This window comes from Kribbella sp. NPDC004875 (assembly GCF_042873375.1).
Taxonomy (GTDB): domain Bacteria; phylum Actinomycetota; class Actinomycetes; order Propionibacteriales; family Kribbellaceae; genus Kribbella.
This window is the reverse complement of sequence record NZ_JBIALI010000004.1, coordinates 691129-705387: the sequence shown is the minus strand read 5'-3', so window position 1 is coordinate 705387 and position 14259 is coordinate 691129. Positions and strand designations below refer to the sequence as shown.

The 14259-nt window shown below is 66.7% G+C and carries 17 protein-coding genes; 6 read left to right on the top strand and 11 right to left on the bottom strand.

What is annotated here, in order from left to right; genetic code table 11:
• Positions 1-212 precede the first annotated feature (212 nt).
• Entirely contained in the window at positions 213-947 is a 735-nt protein-coding gene (locus ACFYRH_RS25585; protein WP_387780180.1) for a class I SAM-dependent methyltransferase, read from the top strand.
• Between the two features lie 234 nt (positions 948-1181).
• Here the strand turns inward: ACFYRH_RS25585 and ACFYRH_RS25580 are convergent, their stop codons facing one another.
• Together ACFYRH_RS25580 and ACFYRH_RS25575 are read right to left on the bottom strand one after the other, a co-directional pair.
• On the bottom strand, positions 1182-1322 hold the full coding sequence (locus ACFYRH_RS25580; RefSeq protein ID WP_387780177.1) for a hypothetical protein: 141 nt from the start codon (positions 1320-1322) through the stop codon (positions 1182-1184).
• Positions 1319-2263 carry an LD-carboxypeptidase gene (locus ACFYRH_RS25575; RefSeq protein ID WP_387780174.1) on the bottom strand — a complete coding sequence of 315 codons (945 nt, stop codon included), beginning with the start codon at positions 2261-2263 and terminating at the stop codon, positions 1319-1321. The genes ACFYRH_RS25580 and ACFYRH_RS25575 overlap by 4 nt, the downstream gene beginning before the upstream one ends.
• Before the next feature lie 112 nt (positions 2264-2375).
• Here ACFYRH_RS25575 and ACFYRH_RS25570 point away from each other — a divergent pair, with 112 nt between their 5' ends.
• Positions 2376-2867, top strand: a complete 492-nt coding sequence (locus tag ACFYRH_RS25570; protein ID WP_387780171.1) for a hypothetical protein — start codon at positions 2376-2378, stop codon at positions 2865-2867.
• Between the two features lie 19 nt (positions 2868-2886).
• Here the strand turns inward: ACFYRH_RS25570 and ACFYRH_RS25565 are convergent, their stop codons facing one another.
• The gene (locus ACFYRH_RS25565) at positions 2887-3381 is read right to left on the bottom strand and encodes a DinB family protein (RefSeq protein ID WP_387780168.1); all 495 of its coding nucleotides are present in this window, start codon (positions 3379-3381) and stop codon (positions 2887-2889) included.
• A gap of 60 nt (positions 3382-3441) precedes the next feature.
• Here ACFYRH_RS25565 and ACFYRH_RS25560 point away from each other — a divergent pair, with 60 nt between their 5' ends.
• Positions 3442-4041 carry an acyltransferase gene (locus ACFYRH_RS25560; RefSeq protein WP_387780165.1) on the top strand — a complete coding sequence of 200 codons (600 nt, stop codon included), beginning with the start codon at positions 3442-3444 and terminating at the stop codon, positions 4039-4041.
• 14 nt (positions 4042-4055) lie between these two features.
• Here the strand turns inward: ACFYRH_RS25560 and ACFYRH_RS25555 are convergent, their stop codons facing one another.
• Entirely contained in the window at positions 4056-4754 is a 699-nt protein-coding gene (locus tag ACFYRH_RS25555; protein ID WP_387780162.1) for an alpha/beta fold hydrolase, read from the bottom strand.
• Positions 4755-4886: 132 nt separating this feature from the next.
• Here ACFYRH_RS25555 and ACFYRH_RS25550 point away from each other — a divergent pair, with 132 nt between their 5' ends.
• The gene (locus tag ACFYRH_RS25550; RefSeq protein WP_387780159.1) at positions 4887-5705 is read left to right on the top strand and encodes an LLM class flavin-dependent oxidoreductase; all 819 of its coding nucleotides are present in this window, start codon (positions 4887-4889) and stop codon (positions 5703-5705) included.
• 55 nt (positions 5706-5760) lie between these two features.
• On the opposite strand, the gene ACFYRH_RS25545 is transcribed toward ACFYRH_RS25550, so the two are convergent.
• The gene (locus tag ACFYRH_RS25545; protein ID WP_387780156.1) at positions 5761-6348 is read right to left on the bottom strand and encodes a hypothetical protein; all 588 of its coding nucleotides are present in this window, start codon (positions 6346-6348) and stop codon (positions 5761-5763) included.
• 166 nt (positions 6349-6514) lie between these two features.
• On the opposite strand from ACFYRH_RS25545, the gene ACFYRH_RS25540 reads away from it, so the two are divergent.
• On the top strand, positions 6515-6919 hold the full coding sequence (locus ACFYRH_RS25540) for an NUDIX hydrolase (protein WP_387780153.1): 405 nt from the start codon (positions 6515-6517) through the stop codon (positions 6917-6919).
• A gap of 3 nt (positions 6920-6922) precedes the next feature.
• On the opposite strand, the gene ACFYRH_RS25535 is transcribed toward ACFYRH_RS25540, so the two are convergent.
• Complete coding sequence (locus ACFYRH_RS25535; protein ID WP_387780150.1) at positions 6923-7417, bottom strand: GNAT family N-acetyltransferase; 495 nt, start codon at positions 7415-7417, stop codon at positions 6923-6925.
• A 246-nt stretch (positions 7418-7663) separates the two neighbouring features.
• Here ACFYRH_RS25535 and metG point away from each other — a divergent pair, with 246 nt between their 5' ends.
• A complete protein-coding gene (metG, locus tag ACFYRH_RS25530) occupies positions 7664-9178 on the top strand; it encodes a methionine--tRNA ligase (protein WP_387780147.1) in 1515 nt (504 codons plus the stop codon).
• Here metG and ACFYRH_RS25525 read toward each other — a convergent pair.
• The 5 genes from ACFYRH_RS25525 to ACFYRH_RS25505 form a co-directional block, all read right to left on the bottom strand.
• Positions 9175-9873: a class I SAM-dependent methyltransferase gene (locus ACFYRH_RS25525; protein ID WP_387780144.1), complete on the bottom strand. Its 699-nt coding sequence runs from the start codon at positions 9871-9873 to the stop codon at positions 9175-9177. The two genes, metG and ACFYRH_RS25525, sit on opposite strands and share 4 nt — an antisense overlap.
• Positions 9874-10099: 226 nt before the next feature.
• The gene (locus tag ACFYRH_RS25520; RefSeq protein ID WP_387780141.1) at positions 10100-10558 is read right to left on the bottom strand and encodes a GNAT family N-acetyltransferase; all 459 of its coding nucleotides are present in this window, start codon (positions 10556-10558) and stop codon (positions 10100-10102) included.
• Between the two features lie 184 nt (positions 10559-10742).
• Positions 10743-11417, bottom strand: a complete 675-nt coding sequence (locus tag ACFYRH_RS25515; protein ID WP_387780138.1) for an HAD family hydrolase — start codon at positions 11415-11417, stop codon at positions 10743-10745.
• Positions 11418-11432: 15 nt separating this feature from the next.
• Complete coding sequence (locus ACFYRH_RS25510) at positions 11433-11777, bottom strand: VOC family protein (RefSeq protein ID WP_387780135.1); 345 nt, start codon at positions 11775-11777, stop codon at positions 11433-11435.
• Positions 11778-11894: 117 nt separating this feature from the next.
• Positions 11895-14255 carry an ATP-binding cassette domain-containing protein gene (locus tag ACFYRH_RS25505; RefSeq protein WP_387780132.1) on the bottom strand — a complete coding sequence of 787 codons (2361 nt, stop codon included), beginning with the start codon at positions 14253-14255 and terminating at the stop codon, positions 11895-11897.
• Positions 14256-14259 lie beyond the last annotated feature (4 nt).

Genomic DNA, 14259 nt, shown 5'->3' with positions numbered 1-14259 from the left:
AACATTTGGAGAAGCCGACCTGCATCTGCTCAGCGCGACTGAAGACCCACGGCTATATCGGCTCGCCGAGGCACGACGCCGGTCAGGTCGCCGGGGTGGTGTGTTCGACACGAACTTGTTGCCTTCATCAACGTCGCCTCGGGGGAGTGGCCACCAGGACGCGATGAGTTCTGGCTGTCCCTGCCTATCTGTCGTCGGAGAGGTGTGAGCGCATGTCCATGATCAGCAACTCAGAGGCGATCGCAGCATGGTCGGCGATGCCGGCTGACGCAATTGAGGCGTACGACGATCAGGGTGACTTTCCCAAGCGCCACTTGATGAATGGGAACCTGCTTCGAATGCTGGGGCCTGTCGATGGCCGGAGAGTCCTCGATGCAGGCAGCGGCGAAGGATATTTGAGCCGGCTGTTGGCCGCGGGCGGAGCTGAGGTCGTTGGTGTGGAGCCGGCCGCCGCGCTGCTGGCGCGCGCCCAGAAGCTCGAGCAGGAGCGGCGTCAGGGCATCAGGTTCGTGCAGGCTGATCTCTCGACGTTGCCTGAGGTTGGGCAGCCGTTCGATGCGGTGGTCTGCAGCATGGTGCTCCTCGCGATACCCGCCTGGCAGTCGGCGATGGCTGCGTGCGTCGGCGCGCTGAAGCCGGGCGGACGGTTCGTGTTCTCGATCACCCATCCGGCGTTCGAGAATCTCTACCCAACATGGCGGGACCACGGTCATTACCAGCTTGATCGATATCTGGACGAGTACGAGATGCCAGACGGCTACGCACCAGACTTCCACCGCCCGCTGTCGGCCTACATCAACGAACTCGTCGGTCTCGGGTGTCGCGTGACCGAACTCTGCGAACCGAGACTCGATCCACAGGTCGCACGGGACAGCGGAATCAGGGCGATCGAGTCCTACGTCGCACTACCGAACATCCTGATCGTCAGCGCCGACCGCGACAGATGAGCGCCAGACGGGGCAGTGGCTCCGCGGCTGGCCAGACGATTCATCTGAGGCACCACGCAGGCCACTAGTTGACATAATGTCCGTTATCGGCGCTCAACTTACGGGTGCAGAAGAGGCGCAGTAGCTGCCTTGAGGGTGAAGAAGAAAGGTCGGCGATCAGCGGGCCTGAACCACAGCCGGCGTCCAAGAATCCGGCGACGTCACCCAGCAGGCAAGCACCGTGGGCCGGGCGTATCAGCGGTTGAACAGGCCGTTCTCGTTGGCCCGCGCATACGCCTCGGCGAAGCTGTGGTCCGGCTTCTGCTCGGTGGGCTTGTGCCAGGCTCGATGCAGCTCAGGAGTCCGGTGTGGGCCAGTCCCCCCGATGCTGTTCATTGGACGGCTGGCGCGGCGGTTAGCGTGCCTGCTGTTGGGTTGATTGTTGCCAAGGTGCCGAGAGGGGTCGTGGCGGGTTGGGGGCCGTGGCCGATGGGTAGGCCGCCGAGGACGGGAACGTCGAGTTTCGCCAGCCGGTCGCGGAGTACGTCGAGGACGGTCCATCCGTTGCTGACGTCGTCCTCGAAGCCAGTGATCTGGCCTACGGCGACACCGCGCAGGCCGTCGAGCAGGCCTGATCGCAGCAGCTGGGTCAGTTGGCGGTCGACCATGCCGAGACCCGTGCCGTGGTTCACCTCGATGAGGAGGATGCCGCCGGCCAAGCTGGGCAGGTCTGCGCCGATGGCACAGCGAACGGTGTCGAGGTTGCCGCCCATCAGGAAGCCTGTTGCAGCTTCGCCTTCGGTCAGGGCGGCGCTCAGCTCGTTCGGATCCTGGTGTACGACGACCTCGGTGGTAGTCATCAATGCGCGGCGCAAGGCCTCAGCGCACTCCGGACCACAGTTCGGTTCGTACCAGCTCATGGAGGGTCCATGGATGCCGGCCAGGCCGACTTGGTTCCACAGCGCGAGGTGCAAGGCGGTGATGTCACTGAATCCGATCAGCGGCTTCGGATCGCGACGTACGGCGTCGAAGTCGAGACCGTCGGCGATGCGGTAGGCGCCTTTTCCGCCGCGGGTGGCGAAGATCGCCCGTACCCCGGGATCCCGAAAGGCGTCGTTGAGGTCAGCCAGTCTGTCGTCGTCCGCGCCGGCCAGATAACCGAAGCTGTCGAACACGTGCTCGCCAAGCTCAACCTGCAGCCCCCAGCCGGTCACAAGCTCCACGCCCTTCGCCACCAGCTCACGATCAGGCGTGCTGGCCGGCGAGACGAACCGAACTCGGTCCCCAGGGTTCAAGCGAGGCGAGACAAGCGCCGTACGAACGGCCGTGGACGTCATAGTGCGCAAGTGTGGCAGCAACCTCCGACAACTCCCCCGCACCCGCCCTTGGGCTACTCCCCCGGCGACACAAGCAAGCGTTCGGTGAACCATTCCGAGTAGCGTTCGACCGGTGACCGTGCCGCAGACCTACCAGATCGGAGTCTCCTACCATCAGTTCCACCTGACTCCGTTCGGTGTCAATCCCATCATCGACTCCAGCCTCCCTGCGGGCCCACTGCTGGCGTTCGACCCCCAGGTACCAGGCGCGCTCATCATCCTCACCGGCGGCACCGATGGCCCAGTCGACGTCACCGTCCATATCGGCCTCGAGCCGCTACCTGACCTCGCTGCCGCCGCAGACGGGTGGGACGTCGGACAGCAAGCCGCGATTCCGATCGAAGGCGACATGTATCTCGTGCCGTTGATGGGTTCCGGATCGACGCCGCTCGTCTACACACCCGCCGCGCCGGGCCTGCACCTCGTTCGTGTGCTTGCCCGAGGTCGCCGCGCGCACCACGAAGGCGTTGACGGCCCGAACGAGGACTATGACATCACCATCACACCCATCACCGCCGACCCCGGCAGGCAAGCCACAGCCGGCGACGGCCTCTACATCTACTGACGCGACCCGATGTACGGCGTCAGTAGCCGCGGGTGCCGTCCAGTTGTTCTCGGAGGATGTCGAGGTGGCCCAGGTGGCGGGCTGTTTCTTCGATCAGGTGCGTGAGGATCCAGCGCAGTGATACCGGGGTGAACTGCGGTGGGGTGAACTGCTGGATGGCGTCGAGGGTCAACTGGGCGACGATGCGCCTCGAGTGTGCGCACTCGGCCTCGTAGTCGCTCACGAGGTCGGCGATTGCGCGGCCGCCAGTTGGCCAGCCGCCGTCCTGGTCCCGCGCGAAGGTTGTGTCGGCGAATGACGGGAAGCTTCCGGCGAACCAGTCGTACTCGGTTTGCCGCAGGTGTGAGACGACGCCGGCGATCGTCATGCGTGGGGACGTGCTCAGGAGGGCGCGATCGGCCAGTTCGGGCGGCAGGCCGTCGACCTTTCGGCGTACGGTTGCTCGTTGCCAGTCGAGGAAACCGGTCAGCACCTCGCGCTCATCAGCGGCACCGGCAGGAAAGACACGCTCCACGTTCCTCAGCCTTGCACACTTGACCGAGTTGGCGGGCAGTTGCCGCGTAGCCTGGCGGGTGTGGAGGAGCTTCGTGGGCAACTGAAGGCCTGGGTGCAGAAATGGCGCTGGTACCAGCGGTATTCGTTGCCCTGGAATCGCGGGCGGATCCACTGGGAGCTGATGCGGCGCGGGGCGTTCGCGCGGTGGCCGTTGCACGGGAACGTGCTGGAGGCCTTGCAGGACGGGCGGCTCGAGGTCGGGGCCAACACGTTGTTCGAGCCCAACGTGTGGATCACCGTTGGCGACGAGGGGCGCGTGCGGATCGGGGACGGGACGTTCCTGAACATCGCGGTGATGGTCGCGGCGCTCGAGCTGGTCGAGATCGGCTCGCACTGCATGCTGGCGAACGGGTGCTTCGTGACGGATGCCAATCATCGGTTCGACGATCCGGATCGGCCGGTGCCGTGGCAGGGGTTCGACTCCAAGGGGCCGACGCGGATCGGCGACAACGTCTGGCTCGGCGCGAACGTGGTCGTCACGAGCGGCGTGACGATCGGCGAGAGGTGCGTGATCGGCGCCAACAGCGTGGTCACGCAGGACATCCCGCCGTACTCCGTGGCGGCCGGCGCACCGGCGAAGGTCCTACGCGCCGTCACCTACCCGAATGCTCAGCCCTGACAAAGTCAGTACTGCTACATCGTGGTGCAGGCGCTGGCTACGGTGTGGGCCCAGAGTTCGGGGTGGGTGAACCAGAAGTCGTGAGGGACTCCGGGGACTGTCGAGAACTTGCCTCGTGGGACGAGGGCGGCGAGCTGGGCGAGTGGCCAGGAAGGGCGGATGTCCTCGCCGGCCGCGATGAAGTGCATCGGTACGTCGCAGTCGGCCAGCCCTCGCCACAGATCCGGTTGGCGAATCCATTCGATGAACGATTCGCCGAGCGCGGCATGCACCTCCGGTACCCAGTCGATCGGCACAACAGGCTCCGTGTCCTTGCCTGCTTCGTAGGCTGCGGACCAGCTGCGATCGCGTTGTGGACCGCGGCCGGCGATACCGACGACACCTTCGACGGCTTCCGGATGCTGAAGCGCGTAGCGCACGCCCAGGTCACTCCCCCACGAGTGCCCCACCACGAGCCAGCTGCCGACACCGACAGCTGAGCGGATACCTTCGAGGTCAGCGATCGCTCGTTCCATGGTGTGCGGCTCGCCGCCCGAGCGGCCGACTCCCCGCGGTTCTGGATACCAGGCACGGTGATCGGGAGGTGAGATCTCGTCCCGTTCCAGATACTGCACGCAGCCCGGCCCACCGGTCAGCACGACCACATCGCGCCCCCGGCCCGTTACGCCGACATGCAATCCGACGCCATCCACCTCAACCATCCGCGAATCCATGACCCTGGACGCTAGCAACAGCGTCCGGCCAGAGAGGTTGAATTTCTTGGTGCGCTGTTTGTCGGATTCTGGGTGACTAGTTCGTGGAGAGGTCAAAGGAACCGAACAGCCACCACCCTCGAGGAGACCACGATGCCTGACCAGGCCCGGCGAGCACCCAGACCGTTCCGCTTCGGTGTGGTTGCGCCGATCACCGCTGATCTGCCGACGTGGCGGGATCGCGTACGCCGCATCGCCGACAATGGTTACTCAACGTTGCTGATGCCTGATGTTCCGACGTGGCAGCCGGCCCTTGGACCGACGCTGGCAACCGCGGCTGCGCTTGCTGACCTGAGGATCGGCTCCTGGGTGTACGCCGCGGCGCTGCACGAACCGTCGACCTTGGCCTGGGAAGCTCACTCACTCTCAGTACTCACCGAGGGCCGTTTCGAGATGGGCATCGGCGCCGGCCGACCGGGGATCGAGGTCGAGCTGGGGCGCGCTGCCGTCTCCCCCGCCGAGCGTCGCGCCAGGATGCGCGAGACCGTGGCCGCCCTCCGTACGTTCGACGGCCCGGATCTGCACACGCCGGTCGTCATGGCGGTGAGCGGACCGAAGTCGCAGGCGCTGGCGCTCGAGGTCGCTGACGCGGTCACGTTCGTACTCGCGGCGGACGACGAGCGGGTCGAGACCACGAAGCGGGTACGCGACTTCGCCGGCCGCCGCGACATCGAGCTCGCCCAACATGTCGCAGCCGTCGGCGACGGTCTCGCGCCGTTCATGGCGGCACCGGGCCTTGACACCGCGGCGCTGCGTGCGGCCGACTCGCTCGTCATCCTTCCGGGTGATCCCGGGGCGGCCGCCGAAGAAATCGAACGCCGGCGCGAGGAGATCGGCTTCTCATACTTCGTCATCGGCGCTGACTTCGCGGATACCTTCGCGCCGGTCGTCGCCAAGCTCGCCGGACAGTAGCCTTCGCGTTTCAACTCTCCCGTTCCTGCCTGTTCGCGGCTGGGAGTTGTGCGGGTCAGCCTGTCAGGGCCGACAGCAGGGTTCCGAGGAGCACGGCGGCGACGGCTATGCCGAGGGCGCAGAGTATTGGGAACGCGATCGGGTGCCGCCCGGCCCAGCTGACGGTGCCGGGGCGTTCGCGGGCGAGTTGCGCCGTAGTGATTGGGCCGCTCGGCCCACCGGTGGGCAGTCCGAGATGGGCGATCAGCCGGTCGAGATCTGCGCGCGCGTACAGGGCGCCGTTGATGCTCAAGAGCGCGTTTCCGCCGTTGTCGAGGACGACGATGGTCTCGGAGACAGCGCCGGGCTGCACCACCGTGGCCCGGATCACCGAGCCGGCGAGCGTGCGGTCGCGACGCCGGTGGAAGGTCAGGCCGCGCGCCGAGATGTCTGCCGGGGTGACGACGATGCGGGACCGCGACAGGTAGACGGCGATGGTGACGGCCAGCAGTACGACGAGGCCGAGGCAGGTGATCAGGGCGGGCATGCCGCCAGTCAGGACGCCGGCGACAACGAGGACCACGGCGACCACGGCGGCGATCGTGAGGACCTGGCGCCGCGGACCCGGAGCCGGCCGCAACACCAGTACGTCGGTTTCGGACACGACCCGAACCCTACGGCACCGGCGGCGCTGCGCTCGTGATTCGCGCGCACACGAGGCGCCGGTACGCCGTCTGGCGTCGCGACGTGCCGGCGTACACCGCGAGGGCGATGCGAGGGGCGGCGTACGCCGCGTGGGCGATGTCGGTGGGGGCGTTTAGAGTGCCGGGATGGTTGGTGGGATTCGTATTGCTGTTGCTGCGCTTGTGCGTGACGGCCTTGTGCTTCTGGTGCATCGGCATCCGTCGAGGCAGGCGTATCCCGACTGCTGGGATCTCGTCGGCGGGCATGTCGAGGCGGACGAGTTGCCTGAGCAGGCTGTTCGTCGGGAATGCCTCGAGGAGATCGGGGTCCAAGTCCACGACCCGGTGCCGATCGCGATGGCGGTCAGCGATCCGAATCTCGACGTACACGCGTTCCTCGTCACGCGGTGGGACGGAGAACCTGTGAACGCCGAACCGGACGAGCACGACGATCTTCGGTGGTTCCGGCCTGGGGATCTCGCTGAGTTGAAGTTGGCGCACTCGGGCAGCCTGTCGAGCATCCTGAACGCCGTCCAGGTCGCAACCAACTAGCGACTACGCCTGGATGAGTTGTTTGCGCATCAGGGTTATCTGGGTTTCATAGCGGACCGTGGATCCGTCCGCTGCTTCCTCGTCCCAGGAGCCGGACTCGCTGCCACTTACCACGTAGCCCAGGCGCTCGTACAAGGCACGTGGGCGGGACCGGTTGTCGTCCACGCCTAGCTCGACCCAGTCGAGGCCGCGGGCGCGGGCTCGTTGTTCCAGCGCGTCAATGAGGACTGAGCCGATCCCACAGGAGCGCAGCTCTTCCCGGACCGACAGTTGCCAGATCGTGGCCGCGCCGGGCGGTTTGCTGTAGTCGATCCCACCGACCGCAACTGGCATTCCGGAGGGCGGGCAGACGGCCAGGTAGTCGACCTCGCCACGCCGGACGCGGCAGATGGCGTCGGCTACGGCCCGGAGACCCGTCGCCGTTCCGTACCAACTGCAGGCGGGCAGGTCCGCTTCGGTGAGATCACGAACGGTCAGCGGGACTACGACCTCGGCCATATCCAGCACCCTGGCAGGCCCTCGACGACGAGTGCCAGTGAATTACTCCGAACGATGGCGGACGGAAACGGGTTCGTCGGGATCGGGATCGGGCGGTAGCCTCATGGTTATGTGCAACGTGCGGCGGATGATGAGCCCCTTCGAGGGGCTTGTGGTCTTGCGCTGAATTCAGCCGGTCGAGCCCTCGGTAGTGGGCTCGGTGCGTTGTGGGCTCCCTCCCGAGGCGACAGGGAAGGAACCCCATCGATGAACCCGTACTACATCACCACCGCGATCCCCTACGTGAACGCGGCGCCGCACCTCGGGCATGCGCTCGAGTTCGTGCAGGCTGACGTGCTCGCCCGCCACCGCAGGCTCCGCGGCCAACCGGTCCGGTTCCTGTCCGGCACCGACGATCACGCCCTGAAGAACGTCCTCGCCGCTCGCACCGCCGGCGAGCCGGTAGCCGACTTCGTCAACCACGCGGCCGACCGCTTCCAAGCGCTCCAGAGCGTTCTCGACCTGAGCTGCGACGACTACATCCGGACATCGTCCGACCCGCGCCATCGCCCCGGCGTCGACTACCTCTGGAAGCGCTGCGCCGACGCCGGCGACTTCTACCAGCACACCTATACAGGCCTGTACTGCGTCGGATGCGAGCAGTTCTACGAGCCCGACGCGTTGATCGACGGAGCCTGCCCCGAGCACGGTACGGCGCCGGAGCGGGTGACCGAGACCAACTGGTTCTTCCGCCTGACTCGTTATCGCGATCACATCAAGCACGCGATCACCACTGGCGCCCTCACGATCAACCCGCCTCAGAAGCGCAACGAAGTACTGGCGTTCCTCGACAAGGGTCTGCAGGACTTCAGCGTCTCTCGCCCGGCAGCTCGCGCGGGCGGATGGGGCATCCCGGTCCCCGGCGACCCCGACCAGGTGATCTACGTCTGGTGGGACGCGCTCACCAACTACATCACCGCGCTCGGCGTCGACCAGCCCGGCGAGGACTTCGAGTACTGGTGGGCCGGCGACGGCGAACGCGTCCACGTGATCGGCAAGGGCATCACTCGATTCCACGCCGTCTACTGGACAGGACTCCTGCTCTCGGCGGGCCAGCCGCTCCCGACCACCATCCACGTCCACGACTACGTCAACGTGGGTGGCGCCAAGCTGTCGAAGAGCACCGGCAACATCGTCGACCCCGTCGACCTCGCTGAGGCCTACGGTACGGACGCCCTTCGCTGGTGGATCACTCGCGAGGTACCGCTCCTCGGTGACACCGAGTTCACCACCGCACGCCTGATCCGGGCGTACAACACCGACCTCGCCAACGGACTCGGCAACCTCGCGAACCGCACCGTGACCTTGCTCCACAAGTACTACGACGGTCGGCTGCACAGTGACGACGTACCCGTGATCGGGCCGACGTGGGACAGCACCGCTCTGGACGCGGCCTGCGCCGCGCTTCCGGCAGACATCGACGCCGCCCTCAGGACCGCGGACTTCCGCTCGGCGACCGCACACTTGGTTGCCGCGGTCAACCTTGCCAATCAGCTCTTGAACGCGGCGGAACCGTGGAAGGCTCTGAAGAGCGCCACCGGCGATCTGCCCCTCGTTCACCGCCTCCTCAGCCGGGTCGCGCAGGCGTGCCGAACGCTCACCACCGAACTCGCGCCGTTCTGCCCAGGCGGAGCCGAGCGACTGTCTCGGCAACTAGGCGACGGTGAAGTGGTCGCGGCTCCCGAACCTGTGTTCGCCCGCGTGGTTTCGGAGGGTCGCTAGCAGGCCTCGAGGACGAAGAAGATGAAGCTGATGAACCGTGCGGGGTGCTCCATACCCTGCGGGCGGAGGTCGATCGGTGTGTCCTCGGCGATCGGCGGCTCGCTGATCACCGAGATGCGGAAACCTGCCTTCGTGAACGCGTCGCTCATTGCTTGGAGCGGCCGGTGCCAGATCGTGTACGTGACCGTGTGGCCGGCGTGCTCGGCGTCGAAGGAGAACTCTGCGACGTCGAAGTACTTCGCGTTGGGGTCGAGCGCCGTCTGGACGATCGGGTGGTTCAGCGACAGGATCAGCCGACCGCCGGGCTTCAGCACTCGGCGCAGCTCCGCGAGCGGATTGGTCCAGTCCTCCAGGTAGTGCAGGACGAGCGAGGCCATCACGTCATCGAAGGCGGCGTCGTCGTACGGGAGCGGCTTGGCCAAGTCGCCGACTCGGAGGTCTACGTCGTCGCCGAGCCTGCGGCGGGCCAGTTCGAGCATCGCCGCGCTCACGTCGAAGCCGGCGATGGTCGCGCCCCGGTCGCGGAGCGCCGCTGACAGCGGGCCGGAGCCGCAGCCGACGTCGAGAATGTGACGGCCGTCCACGTCACCCGCGAGATTTAGCATCGCCGGCCGTTCGTAGTGGCCGTTGAGCAGGTTGACCTCGTTGTCCGCGGAGTACGCCGCAGCGAACTCGTCGTAGTCGGTCTTCGGCACCAGCACTCCCTCTGTCGCATCCCAGCCCGCGAGCGCGAGCCTCGTCGGTACGACGGCACGCACGCCGATCTGGTTCGAAGCTAGACGCGCCCGTCCACGTGGACGACACGCAGCCGAGCCGGGTCGACGATCGCGACATCACAGTAGAAATCAGTACCGTCGTATGGCGCTTCGTCGGTCATGTCAGTCGCCTCTCGGCCAGGAGAACGTGGGACCGGGCCGGCGTTTAGGCGTCTGGTTGGTTTTGCAGGAGTTGGCGGGATGAGGTGAAGCCGAGGCGCTCGTAGACGGGGACGGCTTTGCGGCCGGAATGGACTGTGACTCGGTTGGCGCCCACGTGCAACGCGTGGTCGGATGCGGCTTGGACGAGTGCTGAGCCGATGCCTTTGCCTCGGTGTTCTGGTTCGACGAAGACGCTTTGGATGTCTGCCGAGCGGCGGTTGATCGCGTCGGGTCTCGGCGGGCGTGCGACGAGAGCTAGCCAGGCCATACCGATGAGGTCGTCGGTATCGGTTGAGCGGGCGACGAAGGCGAGGTGGGAGTCGGCGTGGGCGGACCACCAGGCGCCTAGGTCGGCCTCGAAGGACTCGATCGTCTGGTTGGCTCGCTGGTCCAGGGACGCGTTGAGCCAGAGCAGACGAGTCAGCTGGGGCAGGTCGGCTTGGTCTGCGAGGCGGATGTCCATGCGGTGAGTCTTTCGCAGACGCGATGGTCGAGCTATCGAGTTTCCACCTCTGCCGTTCCAGAGCTCGCGGCCCTGGGCCGACGCCGGCGCTCTGCAACATCCAGATCGGTGAGGCGGTGGGGAACAAAGATGCCACCCAGCGACCTTTTGTTTCCCAACCGGCCGCCGCGCCAGTCGTCGGCGATCAGGGCTGGTGGGCGGTGATCTCGTACTTGGTGAGGAGGGTGTGGAGGGTGGAGTGGCCTTCGGTGAAGGTCCATTGTTCGGCGGGGAGGCCGGCGGTGCGGGCGGCGTCGACGTTCTTCGCGGTGTCGTCGATGAACAGGATCGTGGACGGGTCGGCGCCGATGCGGTCGGCGGCGCGGGTGAAGAACGCCGGGTCGGGTTTCGCGACGCCGAGGTCGTACGAGTAGCAGCTGACGTCGAACAGGTCGTCGTACCCGAGCGCCGTGCGCATGTGCGCGCCGCGGTAGCTCTCCTGGTTCGTCCCGAGGTGTACGCCGTACCCGTTGCGCCGCAGCGCCCGGACCACCGCGAGGGACTCCTCGATCAGCACGATGTTCTTCCACACCGCGTCGTACACCTCGGCCACCGGTGCCGCCACGCCGTACTTGCGGAGCGTCGTGGCGAGCACCGGCAGATAGTCGCCCTGTCCGGCGAGCATCGGCAGCTCGTCCTTCCAGGTCTCGTGCAGAAAGTCCCGAGCCCGGTCACCGAGGTACGGCTCCATGGCCGCATACCAGCCACCAGGGATCTCCTGCAGTACGCCGTCCGCGTCGAACAGCACGTGCTGGACGGTGCTGTCCGGCCGGGGTACGCCGTACACGGCGGCGCGGATCTGCCTCGGGACATTGCACATGTGGCGGAACCCTTCTCAGGACGGGTCTTGGAGGATGCCGAGAACGTTGCCGTCGGGGTCGGTCAGCGTGGCGACCAGGCGGCCCCCGCCGACGTCCTTCGGCGCGTCCTTCAGGGCGCCGCCGGCCGCGGTGATGTCCTTGATCTTGGCTTCGATGTCGGTCACGTGCCAGTACGCGATCGGCGAGGTCATGTCGCTGTTCGGCACCAGGCCGATCTGCTGGCCCTCAGCGTCGTACCCGACGTAGTAGGGCGAGTCGGCCATCGGCTCGACACCGAGCAGCGCGGTGTAGACGGGCTTCGCCTTCTCGAGGTCGGTCACCGGGTGCAGGATCGTCTTGGCGCCTTGCGTGGTGGTCATTGCGTCACTCCAGGTTCGTGGGCCGCAGCCCCTGACGTTTACTGATTCCCACGCTATTTCGCGCCCCGCACCCGGTGCTTCTCGATTCCTGACCGGTTCCCGACTCAGGCCGTTGATTCAGGAGACGTACTCGGCGAGATGCTTCCCGGTCAGGGTCTTCGGCTTCTTGATCAGGTCGGCAGGTGTGCCCTCGAAGACGACCTTGCCGCCGTCGTGACCGGCGCCCGGGCCGAGGTCGATGATCCAGTCGGCGTGCGCCATCACGGCCTGGTGGTGCTCGATCACGATCACCGACTTGCCGGCGTCGACGAGCCGGTCCAGCAGCCCGAGCAGCTGCTCGACGTCGGCGAGGTGCAGACCGGTGGTGGGCTCGTCGAGGACGTAGATCCCGCCCTTCTCCCCCATGTGCGTGGCCAGCTTCAGCCGCTGCCGCTCACCGCCGGACAGGGTCGTCAGCGGTTGCCCGAGCGAGAGGTACCCGAGGCCGACGTCGGCGAGCCGCTCCAGGATCTTCTCCGCCGCGGGCGTCCGCGCGTCACCGTCGGCGAAGTACTCGAGCGCCTCGGACACCGGCATCGCGAGCACCTCGGCGATGTCCTTCCCGCCGAAGGTGTACTCGAGGACGGCGGCCTGGAACCGCTTGCCCTCGCACTCCTCGCACGGGGACTCGACGGTCGCCATCACACCGAGCTCGGTGTAGATCACGCCCGCGCCCTTGCACGCCGGGCACGCGCCTTCGGAGTTCGCGCTGAACAGCGCCGGCTTCACGCCGTTCGCCTTCGCGAACGCCTTCCGGATCGGGTCCAGCAGACCGGTGTACGTCGCCGGGTTGCTCCGCCGGGACCCACGGATCGCCCCTTGGTCGATCGCGACGACACCTTCCCGGTCGGCGATCGACCCGCGGATCAGCGAGCTCTTCCCGGACCCGGCGACTCCGGTCACCACGACCAGCACACCGAGCGGTACGTCGACATTCACGTTCTGCAGGTTGTTCGTCGAGGCCCCACGCACCTCCAGCGCACCCGTCGCGGACCGCACCGTGGGCTTCAGCGAGGCGCGGTCGTCCAGGTGCCGGCCGGTCAGTGTTCCACTGGACCGCAGCTTGTCGAGCGTGCCCTCGAACACCACCTGACCGCCACCGGATCCGGCGCCCGGACCGAGGTCGATGACGTGGTCGGCGATCGCGATCGTTTCCGGCTTGTGCTCCACGACCAGGACCGTGTTGCCCTTGTCGCGCAACTGCAGGAGCAGCTCGTTCATCCGCTGGATGTCGTGCGGGTGCAGACCGATCGTCGGCTCGTCGAACACGTAGGTCACGTCGGTCAGCGACGACCCGAGGTGGCGGATCATCTTGGTCCGCTGCGCCTCACCGCCGGACAGCGTGCCCGCGGGCCGGTCCAGCGAGAGGTACCCGAGGCCGATGTCGACGAACGAGTCGAGTGCCTCGCTCAGCGCCTTCAGCAGCGGTGCGACCGACGGCTCCTTCAGCGTGCGGATCCAGTCGGCCAGGTCGGTGATCTGCATCGCGGTCAGGTCGGCGATGTTCTTGCCGTTGATCTTCGACGACCGCGCTTCCGCGCCGAGCCGGGTGCCGCCGCAGTCCGGGCAGGTCGTGAACGTCACCGCCCGCTCGACGAAGGCGCGGATGTGCGGCTGCATCGCGTCCACGTCCTTGGACAGGAACGACCGCTGGATCGACGGGATCAGGCCGCTGTAGGTGAGGTTGATGCCCTCGACCTTGATCTTGGTCGGCTCCCGGTAGAGCAGGTCGTGCAGTTCCTTCTTGGTGTACTTCTTCAGCGGCTTGTCCGGGTTGAAGTATCCCGAGCCGCGGAAGATCCGCCCGTACCAGCCGTCCATGCTGTAGCCGGGGATCGTCAGCGCGCCCTCGTTCAGCGACTTCTCCGCGTCGTACAGCGCGGTCAGGTCGAAGTCGGTGACCGCGCCCATCCCCTCGCAGCGCGGGCACATGCCGCCGGCGTACACCTGTTCGCGGACGACCTTCTTCTCCCCCGCGCCCTTGTCGGCCGTCATCGAACCGGTCGCGGTCCGCTTCGGGACGTTGAACGAGTACGCCGTCGGCGGGCCGATGTGCGGCTTGGCGACCCGGCTGAACAGGATCCGGAGCATCGCGTTCGCGTCGGTCGCCGTACCGACGGTGGAGCGTGGGTTGGCGCCCATCCGCTCCTGGTCGACGATGATCGCGGTGGTCAGCCCGTCGAGTACGTCGACCTCGGGGCGGGCCAGGTTCGGCATGAAGCCCTGGACGAACGCGCTGTACGTCTCGTTGATGAGCCGCTGCGACTCGGCCGCGATGGTGCCGAACACCAGCGAGCTCTTCCCCGAACCGGACACCCCGGTGAACGCGGTCAGCCGGCGCTTCGGGATCTCGACGCTGACATCCTTCAGGTTGTTCACCCGGGCGCCGGTGACCCTGATCAGGTCGTGGCTGTCGGCAACATGGTCGTCACGGCTCATGTCT